The 15062-nt window shown below is 69.6% G+C and carries 8 protein-coding genes; 7 read left to right on the top strand and 1 reads right to left on the bottom strand.

Features of this window, described 5'->3' with window-relative positions; translation table 11 throughout:
• The first annotated feature begins 59 nt into the window (after positions 1-59).
• On the top strand, positions 60-4160 hold the full coding sequence (gene hrpA / locus ABIA71_RS19865) for an ATP-dependent RNA helicase HrpA (protein WP_354287588.1): 4101 nt from the start codon (positions 60-62) through the stop codon (positions 4158-4160).
• A gap of 30 nt (positions 4161-4190) precedes the next feature.
• Here the strand turns inward: hrpA and ABIA71_RS19860 are convergent, their stop codons facing one another.
• A complete protein-coding gene (locus ABIA71_RS19860; RefSeq protein WP_354287586.1) occupies positions 4191-4727 on the bottom strand; it encodes a hypothetical protein in 537 nt (178 codons plus the stop codon).
• A 154-nt stretch (positions 4728-4881) separates the two neighbouring features.
• On the opposite strand from ABIA71_RS19860, the gene ABIA71_RS19855 reads away from it, so the two are divergent.
• From ABIA71_RS19855 to yoaA, 6 genes are all read left to right on the top strand, one after another.
• Positions 4882-7035 carry a RelA/SpoT family protein gene (locus ABIA71_RS19855; RefSeq protein ID WP_354287584.1) on the top strand — a complete coding sequence of 718 codons (2154 nt, stop codon included), beginning with the start codon at positions 4882-4884 and terminating at the stop codon, positions 7033-7035.
• Between the two features lie 29 nt (positions 7036-7064).
• Positions 7065-8618, top strand: coding sequence for a hypothetical protein (locus ABIA71_RS19850; protein ID WP_354287582.1), 1554 nt, complete (start codon positions 7065-7067; stop codon positions 8616-8618).
• 71 nt (positions 8619-8689) lie between these two features.
• Positions 8690-9655, top strand: a complete 966-nt coding sequence (locus ABIA71_RS19845) for a glycosyltransferase family 2 protein (RefSeq protein ID WP_354287580.1) — start codon at positions 8690-8692, stop codon at positions 9653-9655.
• A gap of 96 nt (positions 9656-9751) precedes the next feature.
• Positions 9752-12193, top strand: coding sequence for a penicillin-binding protein 1B (gene mrcB / locus ABIA71_RS19840; protein ID WP_354287578.1), 2442 nt, complete (start codon positions 9752-9754; stop codon positions 12191-12193).
• 22 nt (positions 12194-12215) lie between these two features.
• Entirely contained in the window at positions 12216-12746 is a 531-nt protein-coding gene (locus ABIA71_RS19835; RefSeq protein ID WP_354287577.1) for a tetratricopeptide repeat protein, read from the top strand.
• 249 nt (positions 12747-12995) lie between these two features.
• Positions 12996-15059, top strand: a complete 2064-nt coding sequence (gene yoaA, locus ABIA71_RS19830) for a DNA repair helicase YoaA (protein WP_354287575.1) — start codon at positions 12996-12998, stop codon at positions 15057-15059.
• Positions 15060-15062: the final 3 nt, after the last annotated feature.

Raw genomic sequence — 15062 nt, 5'->3', positions numbered from 1 at the left:
CTTCACAATAGATCAGACTAACCTTTCAGTAGTAATCAAAGTTCTAACCGATTCGATTGATGAGCACTATCGACAAACAATCTGCTTCCCGCCTGCGCCAACAGCGCGCCGCGATCGACGCTGGCATGAGCCGTGACCGTGGTCGTTTGCTCGGCCTGCTCTCGCGGTGCCAGTCCAAGCCCAACGATGCAGGCGTGGCCGCCGCGTTCGAACAGGCCCTGCAGGCATCGGTGCAGCGGCGCGAAAGCCGCGCCCGGCACCAGCCGTCGATCAGTCTGGACGACAGCCTGCCGATTGCGCGTGAAGCCGAACGCATCACCGCCCTGATCCGCGACCACCAGGTCGTGGTGATCGCTGGCGAAACCGGCTCGGGCAAGACCACCCAGCTGCCCAAGCTGTGCCTGGCCGCCGGTCGCGGCGTGGCCGGCATGATCGGGTGCACCCAGCCGCGACGGATTGCCGCACGTGCGGTGGCCACCCGCGTCGCGCAGGAGCTGAAATCCGAACTGGGCACGGTGGTGGGCTACCAGGTGCGCTTCACCGACCGCGTCGGTGACGACACCCGCATCAAGTTCATGACCGACGGCATCCTGCTGGCCGAGATCAGCAGTGACCGCTATCTGTCCCAGTACGACACCATCATTGTCGACGAGGCGCACGAGCGCAGCCTCAACATCGACTTCCTGCTGGGCTACCTCAAGCAGCTGCTGCACAAGCGCCCGGACCTGAAGCTGATTGTCACCTCGGCGACCATCGACACCTCGCGGTTTGCCGAGCATTTCAACGATGCGCCGGTGATCAGCGTCGAAGGCCGCACCTTCCCGGTGGAAGTGCGTTACCGCCCGCTGGAAGGCGAGGGCGGTGGCGACGAGGACGGTGGCCGCGATGGCGAGCGCACCGTCAACGAGGCCATCGTTGCCGCGGTGGACGAGATCACCCGCATCGATCCGCGCGGCGACATCCTGATGTTCTTCCCCGGCGAACGCGAGATCCGCGACGCGCACCAGGCACTGGAGCGGCGCAAGTACCGCGAAACCGAGGTGCTGCCGCTGTATGCGCGGCTGTCGGTGAAAGACCAGGACGAAGTCTTCAACCCCGGCAGCAAGCGCCGCATCGTGCTGGCCACCAACGTGGCCGAAACCTCACTGACGGTGCCGCGTATCCGCTACGTGGTCGATCCCGGCCTGGCCCGGGTCAAGCGCTACAGCCCGCGCCAGAAGCTGGACCGGCTGCACATCGAGCCGGTGTCCCAGGCCAGCGCCAACCAGCGCAAGGGCCGCTGCGGGCGCGTTTCCGAAGGCATCTGCTACCGGCTGTACTCGGAAGCCGATTTCCAGTCGCGCGATGCCTTCACCGATCCGGAAATCCGCCGCTCCAGCCTGTCCGGCGTGATCCTGCGGATGCTGCAGCTTGGCTTGGGCCGGATCGAGGATTTCCCGTTCCTGGAAGCGCCCGATGAGCGCGCCATCGCCGACGGCTGGCAGCAGCTGGGCGAGCTGGGCGCGGTGGACGACCAGCGCCGGCTGACCCCGGTCGGGCGGCAGATGGCGCGGTTGCCGGTGGACGTCAAACTGGCGCGGATGCTGGTGGCTGCGCAGGCCCAGGGCTGCCTGCGGCCAATGCTGGTGATCGCCTCGTTCCTGGGCATCCAGGACCCGCGCGAGCGCCCGCCGGAAGCACGTGGCGCGGCCGACACCGCACACGCGCTGTTCGCCGATGGGCGGTCGGAATTCGTAGGGGTGCTGCGCCTGTGGGATGGCTACCGCCAGGCTCACGAGGACCTCACCCAGTCGAAGCTGCGGGGCTGGTGCGAGCGGCACTTTCTGGGCTTCCTGCGCATGCGCGAATGGCGCGAACTGCATCGCCAGCTGCGCGTGCTGTGCGAGGAGCTAGGCTGGACCGAAGAAGCGGCCGCCACTGCGCTGGACCCGTTGCTGGCCGGTTCGTCGGCGCCCGCCCCGGCGCGCGATGACGAAGCCAAGGCCAAGGCCACGCGCGGCCAGCAGCACCGCGCCGCGCGCCTGGCCCGCGAAGGCAAGACCGAGCCGGCCGCCCCGGCGCCGGCCGCTGCGCCCGATCTGGGGGCCCGGGAGGTGCGCAGTGGGTTCAGCGAAAAGGTGCGCGCCGCGGCCTACCAGACCCTGCACCGCGCGCTGATCGCCGGCCTGCCCACGCAGATCGGCCATCGCAGCGACAAGGGCGATTTCCTGGCGCCGCGCCAGCGCCGCTTCCTGCCGTTCCCCGGCTCGGTGCTGGCCAAGCGGCCGCCGCCGTGGCTGCTTACCGCCACCCTGCTGGACACGCAGAAGATCTGGGGCCTGACCAACGCGGCGATCGAACCGGACTGGGTGATCGCCGAGCTGCCGCACCTGCTGCTGCGCAAGCACTTCGACCCGCACTGGTCGCGTGCGCAGGGCCAGGTGCTGGCATCGGAGCAGATCAGCCTGTTCGGGCTGGTGCTGGCACCGAAGAAGCCGGTGCATTACGGCCGCATCGCGCCCGGCGAAGCGCACGACATCTTCGTCCGCCAGGGCCTGGTGACCGGCGAAATCAACACCCGTGCCAGCGTCATCGCCGACAACCTCACCGTGCTGGAACAGGCGCGCGAGGAAGAGGCCAAGCTGCGCCGGGCCGGTATCGTCGCCGACGAAGCCTGGCAGGCGCGCTGGTACCTGGACCGGGTGCCGTCCGAAATCCACTCGGCGACCGCGCTGGATACCTGGTGGAAGGGCCTGACGCCGGAGAAGCGGCATGGCCTGGCCTGGTCGCTGGCCGACCTGTTGCCCGGCGAAGGCAGCGATGCCGAACGCTATCCCAAGTACCTGCCGCTGGGTGATGCGCGCCTGGCGCTGCACTACCGCTTCGAGCCGGGCAGCGACGACGATGGCGTCAGCCTGGACGTGCCGCTGCACCTGCTCAACGCGCTTGATGCCGCGCGCCTGTCGTGGCTGGCCCCGGGCTTCGTCGCCGACAAGGCGTCGGCGTTGATTCGCAGCCTGCCCAAGGCGATGCGCCGCAACTACGTGCCGGCGCCGGATTTCGGGCGTGCTTTCGCCGAAGCGTTCCCCGACCCGAGTGCGGACGACATCCGCGGTGAGCTGGCGCGGTTCCTGTCGCGGGCCACCGGGGCGCAGGTGGCGGCCACCGATTTCGACCTGGCCGCGCTGGACACCCACCTGCACATGAACCTGCGGTTGTTCGACGCGCAGGGCAAGCTGCTGGCCAGTGCCCGCGATCTGGATGCATTGCGCGCCCGCTTCGGCGGGCAGGCCGGCGAGGCGTTTGCCGCCCGTGCCGGGCGCGCGCTGGCGGTGGAAGGCCTGCGCGATTTCCCGGCCACGCCGATCCCGGTGCAGGTGCCCGGCGAAGCCGGCGTTCCGGCCTACCCGGCGCTGGTGGATACCGGCGAGAGTGCGGCGCTGCGGATCTTCGCCGACCGCAACGAAGCGGCCGAGCAGCATCCGCACGGGGTGCGTCGCCTGTTCGACATTGCCCTGGCCGACAAGGCCAAGCAGGCACGCAAGCAGCTGCCGGTGCCGCCCAAGACCGGGCTGCTGTACGCCGCGATCGAATCACAGGAGCGCCTGCGTGGCGACCTGGTGGATGCCGCCTTGAACGCGGTGCTGGCCGATGGCCTGGGCGATATCCGCGACCCCGCCGCCTTCGCGCAGCGCCGCGATGCGGCCGGCAAGGGGTTGTTCGCCGAGGCGATGGCGCGCCTGAAGCTGGCCGAGAACATCCTGGCCCACGTGGCCGAGCTCAAGCCGTCGCTGCAGTCCACGCTGATGGGCTGGGCGCGCGGCAACCTGGACGACCTGGAGCAGCAGCTGGCCGGGTTGGTCCAGCCCGGGTTCCTGCGTGATACCCCGGCCGATGCGCTGGCCCAGTATCCGCGCTACTTGAGGGCGATGATCCTGCGCAGCGAACGGGCCAAGCGCGATCCACCGCGTGACCAGGCACGCATGCTGGAACTGCGGCCGTTCATCGACGCGTTGGACGATGCGGAGCGCCGCGGCCTGCGCCAACGCCCGCAGTGGCAGGCGCTGCGCTGGGACCTGGAGGAACTGCGGGTGTCGCTGTTCGCGCAGGAACTGGGGGCCAAGACAGGGATCTCGGCCAAGAAGCTGGCGCAGCGGATGGAGGCATTGCGCCAGCTGTGAGAACGCCCCCCGCCCGGGTCGACGCCTCGCCTACTTGGTGCGGTGGACCTTGGCGCGGGTGTTCACCCCGTCCACGCGGAGATACCACACACCCATGACGCCGGGGCTGATGGACACCGCCGGATTGGTCTTGCGCACGCCGGAGAGCACGGTGTCGTCTTCCTGCACCCATTCCTGGCCATTGGCCAGCACGAACGTGCGCGCCTTGCCGAAGCCGCGGAACTCGCCCTGCAGGGTACTGGTGATCGGCTCGTTGCTGCCGAAGTCGAAGAAGCCGCGATTCTTGACGATGACTTCCTGGCGGCCTTCCTCGCGCGCCTGCTCACGGACCTGTTCGCGCACCTGCTCGCGCGTATCGGCGGCCACCGCCGCCACCTTGCCCTGCAGCCAGCCATTGAGCGCGGTCAGTTCGGCCGGGCTGAGCTTGTCCAGGCCGGCGGCCTTGAACTCGGCCGGCGACATCTGCTGCTGCAGGTCACCTTCGACCACGCGCTGGGCAAGCGCGGGGCTGGCCAGGCTCAACAGGACGGCCGCACTGGCCAGCAGGCGAAGACGCGAAAAGCGCATGGCAGATCTCCTTGGGTTTGCCGCAGTGTAGGGCCAGCGGGGTGGCGTTGGCGCGGGCCCGGCATGAGGACATGCCGGCCGATGCGGTGGTTTTGATTGTCCGCGACCGGCCTCGGCGCTAGTGTAGGGGTCTCTGTCTTGCCTGCACGATGCTGTGAACCGCGCTTCTGTCCCCGGCCTGGATGCCTTGTTGAACCGACCCTCGGCGGCCTCGCTGCCGCCCGCCCTGCGCGAGGCGCTGCTGCAGCGCTGGCAGCTGCCCGATGCCGACGTGCAGATGCACTCCAGCTGGTCGGTGCTGGCCGATACGCTCGATGCGCTGGCGCTGCTGTCGGCCGATGAAAGCGCGCTGTTGGCCACCCTGCTGTTCGACCTGCCCGGGTTGCGCGCCGGCCTGGACACGCTGCCGCTGGGGACGCTGAAGCCGGCCGTGGCTGGCCTGCTGGACGGTCAGGACGCGGCCGACCAGGTCTGGGCGCTGCACGCCGGGCGCGATGCCGGGCGCAACAGCGAAGGCCTGCGCCGGCTGCTGCTGTCGATCATCCAGGACCTGCGGGTGGTGCCGATCCTGCTCGCGCGGCAACTGGCGCGCATGCGCGGCGCCGACCGCCTGCCCGAGGAAGAGCGCCGCGCACTGGCCCAGCTCACCCGCGACATCCATGCCCCGCTGGCCAACCGGTTGGGTATCTGGCAGCTCAAGTGGGAACTGGAAGACCTGGCCTTCCGCCACCTGGAACCGGAGACCTACCGCCGCATCGCGCGTGAAGTGGACGAGACCCGGCTGGCGCGCGAGCGCTACGTCGAAACCGTCAAGAAGGTGCTGTCGCGCGAACTGCTCGCGCAGGGCATCAACGCCGAGGTCAGTGGCCGCCCGAAGCACATCTACAGCATCTGGCGGAAGATGCAGAAGAAGAAGCTCGCCTTCGAGCAGCTCTACGACATCCGCGCGGTGCGGGTGATGGTGCACGACGTGGCCGCCTGCTATGCCGCGCTGGGCGTGGTGCATTCGTTGTGGGCGCCGGTGCCCAGCGAGTTCGATGACTACATCGCCCGGCCCAAGGCCAATGATTACCGCTCGCTGCATACGGCGGTGATCGGTCCGGACGGGCGCACCATCGAAGTGCAGATCCGCAGCCACGACATGCATGCCCAGGCCGAACTGGGCGTGGCCGCGCACTGGCGCTACAAGGAAGGCAGCAAGGGCGCCGAGAAGGCCTTCGACCGCAAGATCACCTGGATGCGGCAGCTGCTGGAACATGCCCAGGACAGCCCCGCCGGCGAACTGGCCGGTGCCCTGGACGCCGAGCTCACCGAAGACCGGGTGTACGCGCTCAGTCCGAAGGGCGAGGTGATGGACCTGCCGCAGGGCGCCACCCCGCTGGATTTTGCCTACCACGTGCACACCATGGTCGGGCACCGCTGCCGCGGGGCCAAGGTCAACGGCCGCATCGTGCCGCTGACCTACCGGCTGCGCAGCGGCGACCGGGTGGAAATCCTGACCTCCAAGGAAGCCGACCCGCGCCGCGACTGGCTGCTGGCCTCCAACGGCTTCCTGGCCAGCAACCGGTCGCGCGAAAAGGTGCGCGGCTGGTTCCACAAGCTTGATCGCGCGCGGAACGTGCAGGCCGGCCGCGACCTGCTCGACCGCGAATTGAAGCGGCTTGGTCTGCAGCATGCCGACCTCGCCGTGGCGGCGAAGAAATTCCACGCCGACAGCGTGGACGACCTGTACATCCAGGTGGCGCTGGGCGACACCGGCCCCAACCAGGTCAGCCGTGCGCTGCTGGAAGCCGAGCGCGCCGCGAGCCAGCCCGCGGCCCCCGCGTTGCCGCGCCCGACCGCGCGCCGCGACAGCCTGGGCAAATCCAAGTTCACCGTGCAGGGCGTGGGCAACCTGCTGGTGCAGCTGGCGCGCTGCTGCCAGCCGGTGGCCGGCGAACCGATCGTCGGCTACCTCACCCGTACCCGCGGCGTGACCGTGCACCGCACCGACTGCGCCGCGCTGGCGCGGTTGTCGGCGGCCAGCCCGCAGCGGATCCTGCCGGTGGAGTGGGGCCAGGCCGGCGGTGGCTATGAGGTGGACGTGGTGGTCGATGCAGTGGACCGCCGCTGGTTGCTCAAGGACATCACCAACCTGATCGCCCAGGAAGATGCCTACGTGCTGGACATCCACAGCGACAACGTGCGCAACAGCGGGCGCGCGCATCTGCGCCTGCGCCTGAAGGTCAGCGACTACGGCCAGCTGTCCACGCTGCTGGGCAAGCTGGATGCGTTGCCCGGTGTCAGCGATGCGCGGCGTCTAGGCTGACATCACGTGACAGCGGCTAGGCTCAGCGGATGAGCCGTCATTCCGACCGCGAGGATGCCGTCCACCCCGCGCTGCGCCGGGTGCGCCGCGAAGGGCGCTGGTGGTGGCTGCAGGCGCGGCATGCACGCCGCGTGTGGCGCTGGGCGCTGCTGGTGGCCGTGCTGCTGTTCGTGGCACTGGTGCTGCTGCGGCGGCCATTGGCCAATTGGTTCTGGAACGAACCCCAGATCGAACAGCTGCTTGACCAGGGCGATCGCGCGCTGGCCGCCGGTCGCCTGAGCGCCGCCGATGGCAGTGGCGCGCGTGAGTGGTACCAGGCCGCACTGGCGTTGGATGGCGACCGCAGCCAGGCCCGCACCGGCCTGGCACGCACGGCGCAGGCGGCGCTGCAGCAGGCACGCGATGCGCTGGACGCGGGCGACCTGGACGCCGCACGGCGCGCCCTGGCGCTGGCCCGCGAACTGCAGGTGCCACAGCGCGATGCCGATCAGCTGGCGCAGCAATTGCAGCAGCGCGGCGGCGCCCACGCCGGCATCGCGGTCTTGCTGGGGCGCGCCGAGGCGGCGCTGCAGGCACAGCGCCTGGATGACGGTCCGGACAGCGCGCTGCCGTTGTTCCAGCAGGTACTGGCAGTGGCACCCAACCAGCTGCGCGCGCTGGAGGGACGCGAAGATGCGTTGTCCGACCTGCTGCTGCAGGCACGCAGCGCGTGCGCCAGCGGTGACCTGGCCGTGGCCGCGACGCTGCTTGGCAGCGCCCGCCGTTACGATCCCGGGCATGTGGACCTGCCGCAGACCGAGGCGCAGTTCAATGCGGCGCTGGAACAGGCCCTCGGCCGTGCCGACCGCGATCTGGCACGCGGCCGTGTGGACGCGGCCTGGGCGGGCTACCGCGCGGTAGCGGCCGCGGCGCCCGGCCATGCCCGGGCCCAGGCCGGGCTGCGCGAACTGGCCGATCGCCAGGCCCGCCACGCCACGCGCCTGGCCGGCGACTTCCGCTTTCCGCAGGCCAGCCAGGCGCTGGATAAAGCGACGGCGATCGACCCGCAGGCACCGTCGCTCGCTGCTGCACGCAGTGCCATCGAGCAGGCGCGGCATGCCCAGCAGGCGTTGCGCGTTCCGCCGTCGACCCGCAGCAAGGGCGAATTGCGGGTGCTGCTGGAGCGTTTCGAACAGGCACAGGCACGCGGTGACTGGCTGCTGCCGCCGGGACGCAGCGCGTACGATGCCCTGCGCGCCGCACAGGCTCTGGCCCCCACCGACCCGGCCGTGCGGGCGGCCGCGCATCAGCTGGTGCCGGTGCTGGTGACGTGCTTTGACGACGAACTGCGGCGCAACCGGGTGCGGGCGGCGGGCGATTGCCTGCAGGCCTGGGAAGCGCTGGCCGCACGCGACAACGAACTGGGCGAGGCGCGACGGCGGTTGGGGCGGCGCTGGCTGGCCATCGGCAGCGAGCGGCTGGGGGCAGGGGACGCGCGCTATGCCCGCGAGGCGCTGCAGCAGGCGCAGGCGTTGGGCGTGCCGGCCAGCGAAATCGAACCGCTGCAGGCGCGCCTGCGTGACGCAGCGACGCTGGAACGCTGAACGCAGCGCACAGCCGTGGTCGGGTGGGTCGGCTATAGTGCGGGCGCGTTTTTGCCTGCCTTGTCCTTGGTATGACCCCTCCAGACCCCGCTGCCACCCGCACCCTTCCATCGGCCAGCGGACGCCCTGCCATCGCCGCCGCCGAGATCTGCGCGGTGATCGTCACCTATGCCCCCGAACCGGAGCTGCTGACCCAGGTGCTGGACAGCGTGCAGCCCCAGGTGGGCCATGTGGTGGTGTTCGACAACGGCAGCCCCGGCCTGGATGTCGCCGCCGGACTGTCGGGAAGGGAAGCGGTCAGCGTGGTCGCCTCGGCATCCAACGTGGGGCTGGCGGCGGCGCTGAACCGTGCGATTGAACGCGCACGCGCGCTGGGTTTCGGTCATGTGCTGTTGATGGACCAGGACAGCGTGCTCGATGCGGGCATGGTGGCCACCCTGGCGCAGGCCCTGGCCAGGCTGTCGCAGCACGGGCCGGTGGCAGCGGTGGGGCCGCAGTTCGTGGATGCGCGCAGCGGGAAGGCCGCCCCGTTCGTGCGGATGGGTTTTCCGCTCAACGACAAGGACTACGGCGGGCCGGGGCAGACCGTGTCCTGCGATTTCCTGATCACCTCCGGTTCGCTGATTCCGCTGGCGATGCTGGACCGGGTCGGCGGCATGGACGAATCGTTGTTCATCGACAACATCGACATGGACTGGTGCTTCCGGGCCAAGGCAGCCGGGCTGGCCCTGTATGGCGTGTGCGACGCGCAGATGCACCATCGCATCGGCGAACAGCTGCGTGCCTCGCGGGTCAAGCGCGATGGGGTCGTGGTGCACAAGCCGTTCCGGCTGTACTACATCATGCGCAACCGGGTGCTGCTGTATCCGCGCGCCAGCACGCCGCGGGTGTGGGTGGCCCAGGACCTGCCGCGGCTGGTGCTCAAGCTGATCGGCAACGGGCTGTTCATCGCGCCCCGCTGGATTCGGCTGCGGTTCATGTGCCGGGGCCTGTGGGACGGGATGCGCGGTCGCAGCGGTCCCATGCCCACGCCATAGCGCTTGCTGTAGTGCGCCAGAACGGGTGCCACGGCGATACCGACGGCGCGGGTGTGCTGCGTTAGACTGCGCCGAGCCCACTGCTTCCCGATGCCCGTGCCCCGACGCTACGATACCGACGACACCGACGAGTTCGAAGACGATACCGACAGCCGCGGCCCGCTGTGGCGGCGTCGGTTGATCACCTGGGGGATGGCTGCGGTCGCGCTGTCCCTGGGCTTCCTGATTCCCTATACGGTTTATCTGAACAAGCAGGTCACCCAACGGTTCGGTGAGCTGCGCTGGCAGATCCCGACCCGCGTGTATGCGCGCCCGCTGGCCTTGGCGCCGGGCGTGGCGATGGATGCCTCCACGCTCAAGACCGAACTGGCTGCGGCAGCCTACCGCGATGACGGCACCGGCAAATCCGCCGCCACCTACCAGCAGGAAGGGGGGCGGTTCGTCATTGCCAGCCGTGGTTACAGCGACGTCGATGGCCCGGTGGCGCCCCGCCGCGTCGAGCTGAGCCTGTCCGGCGGGCAGATCGCTTCGCTGCGTGATGCCGACAGCCGCAAGGCCCTGAAGGCCGCGCGTCTGGACCCGGCGCGTATCGCCACCTTGTACGGGCAGAAGCAGGAAGAACGCCGGCTGGTGCGGATCGAGGAAACCCCCGAGCTGCTGGTCACCGGCCTGCAGGCAGTGGAAGACAAGGACTTCAACCGCCACCACGGCATCGACCTGAGCGGCATCGCCCGCGCGATCTGGGTGACCGTGCGGTCCGGCGGCCAGAGCCGCCAGGGCGCGTCCACGCTGACCCAGCAGCTGGCCCGCAGCGGCCTGCTGGGCATCGGCAAGGAACAGACTGTCACCCGCAAGTTCAATGAAGTGTTGTACGCGTTGATCATGGAAGCGCGGTACGACAAGCGCACCATCCTGGAGGCGTATCTCAACCAGGTGTACCTGGGTCAGCGTGGCAGCCAGGCCATCCATGGCATGTCCTCCGGTGCCGAGTTCTGGTTTGGCCGCGACCTGTCCTCGCTCAACACCGAACATGTCGCGCTGCTGATCGGCCTGGTCAAAGGCCCCTCCTACTACGACCCGCGACGCAATCCGGAACGCGCGCTGGACCGCCGCAACTTCGTGCTGGGCAAGCTGCACGAAAGCCAGCTGATCGACGACGCCGAGTACCAGCGCGCGCTCAAGGCGCCGCTCGGCGTGCCCAAGGTTCCCGGCCTGATCGCCGCCAACCGGTTCCCGGCCTACGTGGACCTGGTGCGCCGCCAGCTGGGGCATGACTATCCCGAATCGGTGCTGCAGGGCGCCGGCCTGAGCGTGATGACCGGCATGGCGCCGTCGGCCCAGGCCTACGCCGAAGGCGCGGTCACCAAGACCATCAAGTCGCTGGAGAGCAAGAAGCGCCCCGAGCTGCAGGCCGGCATGGTGCTGACCGATGTGCACAACGGCGACGTGCTGGCGGTGGTGGGCAGCCGCGATTTCGCCGAGCCCGGTTTCAACCGTGCCATCGAGGCGCAGCGCCCGGTCGGCTCGTTGCTCAAGCCGTTCGTGTACCTGCTGGCACTGGCCCAGCCGGACCGCTACTCGCTGGCCACCTGGGTGGACGATTCGCCGGTGACGGTGCAGCTGTCGCGTGGCCGCAACTGGTCGCCGGGCAACGCCGACAACCGCAGCCACGGCACCGTGCGCCTGATCGACGCGCTGGCTCATTCCTACAACCAGGCCACCGTCCGGGTAGGCATGCAGGTCGGACCGGAGCGCGTGACCCAGCTGATCCACGTGCTGGCCGGGATCAAGGCCGACCCCAATCCGGCGGTCATCCTGGGCTCCACCGACCAGAGCCCGTATGCGATGGCGCAGCTGTATCAGTTCCTTGCCTCCGGCGGTGAGATCCAGCCGCTGCATGCCGTGCGTGGCGTGCTGGACCCCCAGGGCAAGCTGATGAAGCGCTACGACAAGTCGCCCGCACCGGCCCAGGAAGGCGACTCGATCGCGGCCAACCTGATCAGCATCGGCCTGCAGCAGGTGGTGGCCAGCGGCACCGCGCAGCGCCTCAACGCCGACGGCCTGGGCCGGCTGCAGCCGGCCGGCAAGACCGGTACCACCAACGATGGCCGCGACAGCTGGTACGCCGGGTACACCGGCGACCACCTGGCGGTGATCTGGATGGGCAACGACCAGAACGAGCAGGCCGGGCTGTATGGCGCCACCGGTTCGATGCGCGTGTGGTCGAGTATTTTCCAGCGCCTGCCCAGTGCGCCGTTGAAGGTCAGCAGCAAGGGCCTGGACTGGCAGTACGTGGAAGCCAGCGGCACGGCCAGCACCGATGAAAGCTGCCCCGGCGCCCGCCGCTTCCCGTTCGTGGTGGGCTATGCACCGGCGTATGCGCCCTGCGCACCGCCGCCGGCCGCCCTGCCCGAGGAAGAGGGCGGCGAAGGCAGCACCGAAGGCGGTGGCTGGCGCAGCTGGTTCGGTATGGGCAAGAAGCCGGAACCGGCTGCCGAGCCGGCGCCGGCCCCTGCAACGACTCCCCCAGCGCGATGATTCCGGAGCGAGGCCGGCCCGCATGACTACCCGAACCCTGATCCGTTCCGCCTGCCTGCTCACCCTGGGCATGGCGTTGACCGCGTGCGTCACCCCGGCGTCGCCGGTCAAAGCCCCCGTGGACACCACCACCCCGGCCCAGCGCATGGCGGCCGTGGAGGCGGTGGCCGTGGGTGCCGATGACAAGGAACTGGCCGTGCAGCCGCTGCGCGACGCGGAGATCGAAGACCTGCGCATGACCGCGCAGGTGCGCCGCCAGGCCAACGACCTGCCCGCCGCCGCCGAAGCCTTGAACCAGGCGCTGCTGATCTCCGAAGGCGATCCGTCGATCCTGCAGGAACGCGCCGAAATCGCCTTGCTGCAGGGCGACTGGGCGCGTGCTGAAGCACTGGCGCGCAAGGCCGTCGACCTGGGCTCGAAGACCGGTCCGTTGTGCCGTCGTCACTGGGCCACCATCGAGCAGTCGCGCCTGGCGCGGGGCCAGAAGGAAAACGCCGCCTCCGCGCACGCCCAGCTGGAAGGCTGCACGGTGCCGGGCATCAAGCGGTACTGACCGCGCACATACCCGAGGCTCTGCCCCGCTGCACGAAACACAATCCCACGTAGAGCGGGGCTCTGCCCCGCTGCACGAAGCACAATCCAACGTAGAGCGGGGCTCTGCCCCGCTGCACGAAACACAATCCCACGTAGAGCGGGGCTCTGCCCCGCTGCGCCGGATTGCGTGTAGCGGGGCAGAGCCCCGCTCTACGTCGGATTGCGTGCCGTAATCCATGGGGCAGGTGGCACCCTTTATCATGGGCGCATGTCACGCCTTGCCCATGCCAGCAGCGAAGCCCTCAGCGAGGGCGGCACGCTTGCCAGCCAGTTGGATGCCTTCGTTGCTCGCCCGGCGCAGCTGCGCCTGACCGCCGCCATCGCCGAGGCGTTCGACCAGCGCGACGTGCTGCTGGCCGAGGCCGGTACCGGCACGGGCAAGACCTATGCGTACCTGGTGCCGGCGTTGTTGTCGGGGCTGAAGATCATCATTTCCACCGGCACCCGCGCGCTGCAGGACCAGCTGTACCACCGCGACCTGCCGCGGGTGCGCGCCGCGCTCGGGGTGGGCCAAAGCAGTGCGCTGCTCAAGGGCCGGGCGAACTATCTGTGCCGCTACCGCCTGCAGCAGGCCCGTGGCGAACCCCGCTTCAGTTCGCCGGAGCAGGTGGCGCAGTTCCAGCGCATCCTGGCCTGGTCCGGGCGCAGCCGCTTCGGCGACATGGCCGAGCTGGAAGCGCTGCCGGAAGATTCGCCGCTGTACCCGATGGTCACCTCCACCGTCGACAACTGCCTGGGCAACGAGTGCCCGTTCTGGGACGACTGTTTCGTGGTGCAGGCGCGCCAGCGTGCGCAGGCGGCCGACGTGGTGGTGGTCAACCACCACCTGCTGCTGGCCGACCTGGCGCTCAAGCAGGAAGGCTTCGGCGAGATCCTGCCCGGCGCGCAGGCCTTCGTCATCGACGAAGCGCACCAGCTGCCGGAACTGGCCGCCAATTTCTTTGGCGAAGGGTTCGGCATGCGGCCATGGCAGGAACTGGCGCGCGACTGCCTGGCCGAAAGCCGCAGCGTGGCCGGTGCGCAGGCCGCCCTGCAGGTACCCGCGGCCGCGCTGGAACAGACCCTACGCGACCTGCGCACCGCCATGGACGGGCTGCCACCGCGCGGCACCCAATGGCGCGCGCTGGCCGTGCCGCAGGTGCGCGATGGTTTTGATGCGGCGATGTCTGCCCTGGTGTCCCTGCGCGATGCGCTGGTCGGGGTGCGCGAGGCGTCGCCCGGGCTGGACGCCTGCCACGCGCGGGCGCTGGAGGCGGTGGCGCGGTTGTCGCGCTGGCTCGGCGACGATGCCCCGATGCTCGATTTCGATGCCGACCCGGAACTGGCCGCGGCCCCGGCGGACGTGCTGTGGTACGAGCTGACGCCGCGCGGCTTCCGCTGCCAGCGCACCCCGATGGACGTATCCGGGCCGCTGCGCGAGCACCGCCAACGCTCGATGGCGGCCTGGATATTCACCTCGGCCACGCTGACCGTGGACGGCGGGTTCGCGCATATTTCGCAGCGGCTGGGGCTGGACGATCCGGTCACCGTGCTGCAGCCCAGTCCGTTCGACTGGGCGACCCAGGCGCTGTGCTACCTGCCCACCGATCTGCCCGACCCGGCGGCGCGGGGGTTCGGCACCGCCTTGATCCGTGCACTTACGCCGGTGCTGGAGGCATCGCAGGGCAGGGCGTTCCTGCTGTTTGCCTCGCACCGCGCGCTGCGCGAAGCGGCCGAAGCCCTGCGTGACGCGCCGTGGCCCCTGTTCGTGCAGGGTGAGGCGCCGCGCGCGACCCTGTTGCAGCGCTTCCGCGACTCGGGCAATGGCGTGCTGCTGGGCTCGGCCAGTTTCCGCGAAGGCGTGGACGTGGTTGGCGATGCATTGAGCGTGGTGGTGATCGACAAGCTGCCGTTCGCCGCACCGGATGATCCGGTGTTCGAGGCACGGCTGGATGCGATCCGGCGCGACGGTGGCAATCCGTTCCGCGATGAGCAGCTGCCGCAGGCGGTGATCGCGCTCAAGCAGGGCGTCGGGCGGCTGATCCGCAGCGAAACCGACCGCGGCGTGCTGGTGCTGTGCGACCCCCGGCTGCTCAGCCGCAGCTACGGACGGATCTTCCTGGATTCGCTGCCGCCGTTCCGCCGCACCCGCGCGCTGGACGATGTGCGCGGCTTCTTTGCGCCACAATGGCCGCCTGACGCGCTGCCGGCACCGCACGCCACGGCGGCGGCGCCCCCTGCAGCCGCTGTGTCACCCGCGGCACCCGATGACTTCCCCACTTCCCTGTTCTGACCG

Source organism: Stenotrophomonas sp. 2619 (assembly GCF_040548725.1).
In the GTDB taxonomy this organism is placed as follows: Bacteria; Pseudomonadota; Gammaproteobacteria; order Xanthomonadales; family Xanthomonadaceae; genus Stenotrophomonas; species Stenotrophomonas maltophilia_AP.
Note: the sequence above shows the minus strand (reverse complement) of the source record. Positions and strands in the feature narration are given on the sequence as shown.

Coding starts and splice junctions, on each gene's coding strand:
- hrpA (WP_354287588.1), top strand. CDS start 60: ATGAGCACTATCGACAAACAATCTGCTTCCCGCCTGCGCCAACAGCGC.
- ABIA71_RS19860 (WP_354287586.1), bottom strand. CDS start 4,727: ATGCGCTTTTCGCGTCTTCGCCTGCTGGCCAGTGCGGCCGTCCTGTTG.
- ABIA71_RS19850 (WP_354287582.1), top strand. CDS start 7,065: ATGAGCCGTCATTCCGACCGCGAGGATGCCGTCCACCCCGCGCTGCGC.
- ABIA71_RS19845 (WP_354287580.1), top strand. CDS start 8,690: ATGACCCCTCCAGACCCCGCTGCCACCCGCACCCTTCCATCGGCCAGC.
- ABIA71_RS19835 (WP_354287577.1), top strand. CDS start 12,216: ATGACTACCCGAACCCTGATCCGTTCCGCCTGCCTGCTCACCCTGGGC.
- yoaA (WP_354287575.1), top strand. CDS start 12,996: ATGTCACGCCTTGCCCATGCCAGCAGCGAAGCCCTCAGCGAGGGCGGC.